The 6452-nt window shown below is 60.4% G+C and carries 5 protein-coding genes; 4 read left to right on the forward strand and 1 reads right to left on the reverse strand.

What is annotated here, in order from left to right; translation table 11 throughout:
• Positions 1-19: 19 nt before the first annotated feature.
• Positions 20-1456 carry a Fe-S cluster assembly protein SufB gene (gene sufB, locus NW844_RS04695; RefSeq protein ID WP_414333922.1) on the reverse strand — a complete coding sequence of 479 codons (1437 nt, stop codon included), beginning with the start codon at positions 1454-1456 and terminating at the stop codon, positions 20-22.
• A gap of 162 nt (positions 1457-1618) precedes the next feature.
• On the opposite strand from sufB, the gene sufR reads away from it, so the two are divergent.
• The 4 genes from sufR (at position 1619) to NW844_RS04715 (ending at position 6319) form a co-directional block, all read left to right on the forward strand.
• Positions 1619-2347 carry an iron-sulfur cluster biosynthesis transcriptional regulator SufR gene (sufR, locus tag NW844_RS04700; protein WP_414333924.1) on the forward strand — a complete coding sequence of 243 codons (729 nt, stop codon included), beginning with the start codon at positions 1619-1621 and terminating at the stop codon, positions 2345-2347.
• 122 nt (positions 2348-2469) lie between these two features.
• Positions 2470-3276 carry an efflux RND transporter permease subunit gene (locus NW844_RS04705; RefSeq protein ID WP_414333926.1) on the forward strand — a complete coding sequence of 269 codons (807 nt, stop codon included), beginning with the start codon at positions 2470-2472 and terminating at the stop codon, positions 3274-3276.
• Complete coding sequence (locus tag NW844_RS04710) at positions 3266-5686, forward strand: efflux RND transporter permease subunit (RefSeq protein ID WP_414333928.1); 2421 nt, start codon at positions 3266-3268, stop codon at positions 5684-5686. Before NW844_RS04705 ends, NW844_RS04710 begins: the two co-directional genes overlap by 11 nt.
• Before the next feature lie 42 nt (positions 5687-5728).
• Positions 5729-6319: a DUF3365 domain-containing protein gene (locus NW844_RS04715; protein ID WP_414333930.1), complete on the forward strand. Its 591-nt coding sequence runs from the start codon at positions 5729-5731 to the stop codon at positions 6317-6319.
• Positions 6320-6452: the final 133 nt, after the last annotated feature.

The raw sequence follows: 6452 nt of genomic DNA on the forward strand, positions 1-6452 counted from the left end.
ATAGCCGCTCGCCAGGGATCTAGCCAACGGATCCCTCTAGCTTCAGGCTCAGCAGCCGATCCGCCTCGACGGCAAACTCCATCGGCAATTGGTTGAACACCTCTCGGCAGAAGCCGCTGATGATCATGGAGACGGCGTCTTCTACAGAAATGCCGCGCGACTGGAAGTAGAACAGTTGCTCTTCTCCGATTTTGGAAGTGGAAGCTTCGTGCTCTACTTTGGCAGTGTTGTTTTGCACTTCAATGTAGGGGAAGGTGTTGGCGCTGCACTGATCCCCAATCAACATGGAATCACACTGGGAAAAGTTGCGGGCGCCTTCTGCCTTGGGCCCAATTTTCACCAGGCCGCGATAGCTGTTTTTGGAATGCCCCGCCGAGATGCCTTTGGAGATAATTCTGCTGCGGGTGTTGCGGCCTATGTGGATCATCTTGGTGCCGGTATCGGCCTGCTGGTAGTGGTTGGTCAGGGCCACTGAGTAGAACTCGCCCACCGAGTTTTCCCCCACCAGCACGCAGCTCGGATATTTCCAGGTGATGGCCGAGCCGGTCTCCACCTGCGTCCAGGAGATCTTGGAGTTGGCCCCCTGACAGAGGCCGCGTTTGGTCACGAAGTTGTAGATGCCGCCCTTGCCGTTTTCGTCGCCGGCATACCAGTTCTGCACCGTCGAGTACTTGATCTCGGCATTGTCCAGGGCAATCAGCTCCACCACCGCCGCGTGCAGTTGGTTGGTGTCGAACATGGGGGCCGTGCAGCCTTCCAGGTAGCTGACGTAGGATCCCTCGTCAGCAATGATCAGGGTGCGCTCAAACTGGCCCGACTCGCCGTTGTTGATGCGGAAATAGGTGGACAGCTCCATCGGGCAGCGCACCCCTTTGGGCACATAGACAAAGGAGCCATCGCTAAACACTGCCGAGTTCAGCGCCGCGTAGTAGTTGTCGGCAATGGGTACCACCGTGCCCAGGTACTTGCGCACCAGCTCAGGGTACTCCCGCAGCGCCTCCGACATGGAGCAGAAAATGATCCCTTCCTTGGCCAGCTTTTCCCGGAAGGTGGTGGCCACCGAGACGCTGTCGAAAATGGCGTCCACCGCCACATTGGCCAGCCGCTTCTGCTCCGACAAAGGGATCCCCAGCTTCTCAAAGGTTTCCAGCAGCACGGGATCCACTTCGTCGAGGCTCTTTTTCTTCTCCTTTACCTTGGGAGCGGAGTAGTAAACGATGTTCTGGTAGTCGATGGGCGGGTAGGTCACATTCGGCCAGGTGGGCTCGCTCATCTTCAGCCACTGGCGGTAGGCCCGCAGCCGGAACTCCAGCATAAAGTCCGGCTCCCCCTTCTTGGCCCAGATTTGCCGAATGATGTCCTCATTTAAGCCTTTGCCGATGGACTCAGAGGCGATGTCGGTAACAAAGCCGTACTTGTAGGGCTGGCTAATTAGGGTGCGGACGCTCGTAGACATGGATGGCTCTCGGTTAGGGACAGGGGCAAAACAGATGGCCAATTAAAACAACATGGTTGTTGCTTAACTAATCCTCAGGTTACTTTAGCAATGATCCCCTTGTCAAAGTAGCGGTGCTGGCAGCGGCAGCCGAGTAAACCCAGTCTAACCAGGAGGGCGAGGGTGGAGAGCGCGCGCAAGATCACCGATCCGTTCACGCAACCCGTTTCCAGCAAGCAGGCTATCTTGATCTACCTACGCAAGACGGGGCAGGCCACCGCCCAGACTCTGGCAGAGCACTTGGGCATTTCTCCCCAGGCCATTCGCCGCCACCTCAAGGATCTGGAGGCAGAGGGGCTGATCCACCATGTCGCTCAAGCTAGCGGTTTGGGCCGCCCCCAGCACCTCTATCAGCTCAGCCCCCAAGGAGAAGCGCAATTCCCCACCGGCTACGACGAGTTTGCCCTCGGTCTGCTCAATACGCTGGCTGAAACCCTGGGATCCGAACAGATGGGATCCCTGCTCCAGCAGCAGTGGCAGCGCAAAGCCCAGGAGTACCAAGCCCAGATGGGCTCCGGATCCCTGGCCGAGCGGTTGGAGCGCTTGGTGCAGTTGCGCCAGGCAGAGGGCTACATGGCGGAGTACTACCCCTATCCTGCCAACCTGGCTGCCCCGATTGCAGCAGAAGGCTCTGAGCAGTATGTCGAGCAATATGTCTTGGTGGAGCACCACTGCGCCATCGCCCAGATTGCCCAGCGCTTTCCCAGCGTCTGCGGCCACGAGCTGGAGATGTTTGCCGCCGCCCTGCCCGATTGTCGGGTGGAGCGCCTCACCTGGCAGGTGAACGGAGAACACCAGTGCGGCTACTGGATTGCCAAGCCAGGATCCCCTCCTAGACCCAGCCACGAGTAGCAGTTCGTCCTTTGCTGGGCCTACCTCAGGTGACGGCTTCGGAAGACGGGCAAGAGCAGCTATGGATGCATAAAGGTATAGCTATATGGTAGTATAAGCATGAACCAATCTGGATTTTTCCCATGTCAGAGCTGGAGAAGCCGCACCAAGGGGTGGGGCAGGTTACCGCTTACTTTATCAACAACGCCCAGCTTACTTCCTTGATTATTGTGGGTCTGGCCATCTTTGGCCTGCTGGCGGCGACCTTGACCCCCAAGGAAGAAAACCCGCAGATTGTCGTCCCGGCAGCGGATGTAGTTTTGCGGTATCCGGGGGCCAGTGCCGAGGTCGTGGAGAAGACGCTGATCACCCCTGTGGAAGCGAAGCTACGGGAGCTGACAGGGATCGACCACATCTACTCGGTGGCCCAGGCCTCTGGCGGCTTGATCACGGTGCAGTATGAGGTGGGGGAAAACTGGGAAGACAGCCTGTTTAAGCTGCAAAACCATCTGTTTAGCCACCCCGAGCTCTTCCCCCCCGGCGCCAGCTATCAGGTGCAGCCGGTCATCATTGACGATGTTCCCATCGTTACCCTGACCTTGACAGGGGCCGACTACACCGACAATCAGCTACGGCGGGTGGGAGAGCGGCTGCTGGAGGATCTGCGCAGCCTTCCCAACACGGCCAACCTGACGCTGGTGGGCGGGCATCCCCGCACCATTCGGGTGGATCTGGATCCGGAGCGGCTGGCCAGCTATGGTCTTTCCCCGACCCAGGTGGCCCAGCGCATTGCCGCCGAAAACTTGCAACTGCCGGCGGGAGACGTGGAGGTGGGCTCGCGGCAGATCCGCCTGGAGGGAGGGCAGCGGCTGGCCTCGGCCGAGGACGTGGCCGCCATTCAGAATCAAGCCGGAGGTCTATCTCAGAGATGTAGCCAGCGTGCGGGATGAGTTTGCCGAGCGCACCTCCCTGACCCGCATCCACTTCCGCAGCGACGAGCCCATCACAGAGCCCTATCCGGATCCGCGCCGCCGCTCGACGGGAGAGTGGATCACCCAGCCGGCGGTCACCATCGGCATTGCCAAGAAGCCGGGAACCAACGCGGTCACCGTAGCCAAGGCCATTTTTCGGCGGCTGGAAGAGTTGCGGCCGCAGTTGCCTCCCGGGATCCAAGTTGCCGTCACCCGCAACGACGGGCGGACGGCCTCAAAAGCGGTTGGGAACCTCTACAACAGCCTCTTCCAGGCCATCGGCATTGTGGTGGGCCTGTTGTTGATCTTCCTGGGCTGGCGGGAGGCGGCCATTGTGGCTTTTGTAATCCCGTTAACTTTGGCCGGCACGCTGGGCGTGGGCTGGGTTGCCGGCCAAACGATTAACCGCATCACCCTCTTTGCCCTGATCCTGGCCCTGGGCACCTTGGTGGACGACGCCATCGCCGTTACGGAGAATATCCACCGTCGCTTTGAGCTGCGCCCCGGCATGAACTTTCGCGAGAAGGTGGAGGAGGCGATTGCCGCGGTGGAGGAATTGGGTGTGCCGGTTATTCTCTCCACCATCACGGTCATTTTGGCCTTCCTGCCCATGCGCTTTGTCACGGGGATGATGGGGCCCTACATGGGGCCGATCCCTTTTAATGTGCCGGTGGCGATGATCATCAGCACAACGCTGGCCCTGACGGTTACCCCCTTTCTGGCGGCCCGCTGGATTCGCCTCAAGTCCTCCACCGAGGCCTCTCCACCCCAGCTCGCTCTGGAAGAAACGCGCCTGTATCGGCTCTACCGCCGCGTGATGCAGCCGCTGCTGGAGTCGGCCTTCCGGCGGCGTCTGCTGATCGGGGTGGTCACCGGCCTGTTCTTGGCCAGCTTTCTCCTACCCCTGACCCAGGTGGTAAAGTTTCGCATGCTGCCCAAGGCGGACAAGGACACCTTCCTAGTGCAGTTGGATATGCCGCGGGGGACGGAGCTGGCCGCTACCGACGCTGTAGCCCGCGAGCTGGAGGAGGTGCTCAAGCAGGATCCCGAGGTGTTTAGCTTTGAAACCTACGTGGGTACAGGGGCGCCGGTGGACTTCAACGGCCTGCTGCGGGGATCCTACCGCCGCGAGGGCGAGGATGTGGCCGACATCCGCGTCCACCTCAGCCAGCCGGAAGCCCGTCGGATCGACTCGGAAGGGATCGTGCTGCGCCTACGGCCTGCTATGCAAGCGGTGGCGGAGCGGCACAACGCCATCGTCAAGCTGGTGGAAGATCCACCTGGGCCGCCCGTGCGGTCTACCCTGCTGGCAGAAATCTATGGCCCCGACTACGCCCAACTGCGGCAGTTGGCCAAGCAGGTGCGCCAGGTGTTTGGCGAGACGGAGGGCGTGGTGGACATCGACGACTCGGTGAAAAACCCCATTCCCCAGTTGACCCTGAAGGTGGATCCGGAGCGGGCCAACCGCGTCGGCCTGACCACGGCGGAGGTCTCCCAGACCTTGAGCTTGGCCCTGCGGGGATCCACCGTCAGCATCCTGCAACTGCCTGGGGAGCTGACACCCGTGGGGATCCATGTCCGCCTCGAGCCGTCGGCCCGGCAAAGCCTGGAGGATCTCAACCGCATTCAACTGCCGACGCCGACGGGATCCCTGGTTCCCCTGTCGGAGCTGGTGGAGTGGGTGCCCACAGTGGCCGACGAGCCCATCTTCCATAAAGACCAGCGGCCCGTGGCCTACGTAATGGGCGAGATGGCCCGCCGCTCCTCGGTCTATGCAGTCTTGGATCAAATAGCCTATTTCTGGCGGCATCCCCTCCCCAAGGGCTTTTGGATCCAGTGGGATGGGGAATGGAAGCTGACCCTGGACGTGTTCCGGGATCTGGGCCTCGCGATGTTGGTAGCCATTTTGTTGATTTACCTCATCCTGGTGGGCCAGTTCCGCAGCTTCAAGGTTCCGCTGATCATCTTGGGCAGCATTCCCCTGGCCCTTATCGGCATCCTGGTGGGCTTTAGCCTCAACGGAGTGTACTTCAGCGCCACGGCCATGATTGGGGTGATCGCCTTGGCGGGGATCGTGGTGCGCAACGCCATCGTCTTGCTGGAGTTTATCGCCGACCAGCGGGCGCAGGGAGTCAGCCTGGAGAAAGCCCTTGTGGCAGCCGGGGCCGTTCGTTTCCGTCCGATTTTGCTGACCAGCATCACCACCATGCTGGGCACGGTACCCATCTTGTCCGACCCGGTGTGGTCAGGCTTGGCCTGGACGCTGTTGACGGGGATGTTGACCTCTTCGGCTCTGACCCTGGTGGTCATTCCCATCTGGTTCTACGGGGAGCAAATCCGCCTTGCCAAAGCCAAGCCGGCTCTGGAGCACCAGCCATCCCACCCGTAGAGAAACTTTTTGACATCCACCCTTCGAGAAGGAGACAAGACGATGTGGACATACCTGAGAAGATGGCTCTTGCTGGCGGTGGCCTTAGGCAGCTTGGGCTGGGGCGCTGCCGCAGCCTTGGCCCAGCCGGATCCCGCCCAACTGGCCAAAGCGGTGGAGTCCGTAGAATACCTGGATCAACTGCGGCACGGCCTGGCGGCCAGCTTGGCCGGATCCCCACCTGCGGGGGTGGATGCCGAGACCTTCAAACAGGTTTGTCGCCCTGTGGCGGTGCAGGCGCAGGCCCTGGCCCAAGAAAATGGCTGGCAAGTTAAGCAAATTGCCCAAAAGTACCGTAACCCGGAGCACGCCCCCGACAATCTACACGCCACGATGGCCCTGGCCCGTTTCCAGCGGGATCCGGAGCTCATTGGCTTTTGGGAGCGGGAAGTGCTGGCTGGCCAGAGGGGCATTCGCTACTACCGCCGCATCAACGTCGAGGCTAGCTGCCTGGCCTGTCATGGGCCCAAGGACTCGCGACCGGCCTTCATTGTCAGCAAGTACCCCCAAGACCGGGCCTACGACTTCAAGGTGGGAGACCTGCGGGGCATGTACGCCGTGTTCATTCCCGAAGAGGAGGAATCTCCTCAATAGCCCCTTGTCCCAGGGAGAGGAAGGGGACTCTGTATTATCTTTTTATCGACATATAGTTATATAGTTTGTCAAAATAATAATAGGAGAGGGTTACCAAGGAGTTGATTTCTATGGACGCTGCCCTGGTTCCGTT

The sequence above is a fragment of the Synechococcus sp. H55.2 genome (assembly GCF_047462495.1).
In the GTDB taxonomy this organism is placed as follows: Bacteria; Cyanobacteriota; Cyanobacteriia; order Thermostichales; family Thermostichaceae; genus Thermostichus.

Excerpts from the sequence above, each read along its gene's own strand:
- sufB (WP_414333922.1), bottom strand. The coding sequence starts at position 1,456 with ATGTCTACGAGCGTCCGCACCCTAATTAGCCAGCCCTACAAGTACGGC.
- NW844_RS04705 (WP_414333926.1), top strand. The coding sequence starts at position 2,470 with ATGTCAGAGCTGGAGAAGCCGCACCAAGGGGTGGGGCAGGTTACCGCT.
- NW844_RS04715 (WP_414333930.1), top strand. The coding sequence starts at position 5,729 with ATGTGGACATACCTGAGAAGATGGCTCTTGCTGGCGGTGGCCTTAGGC.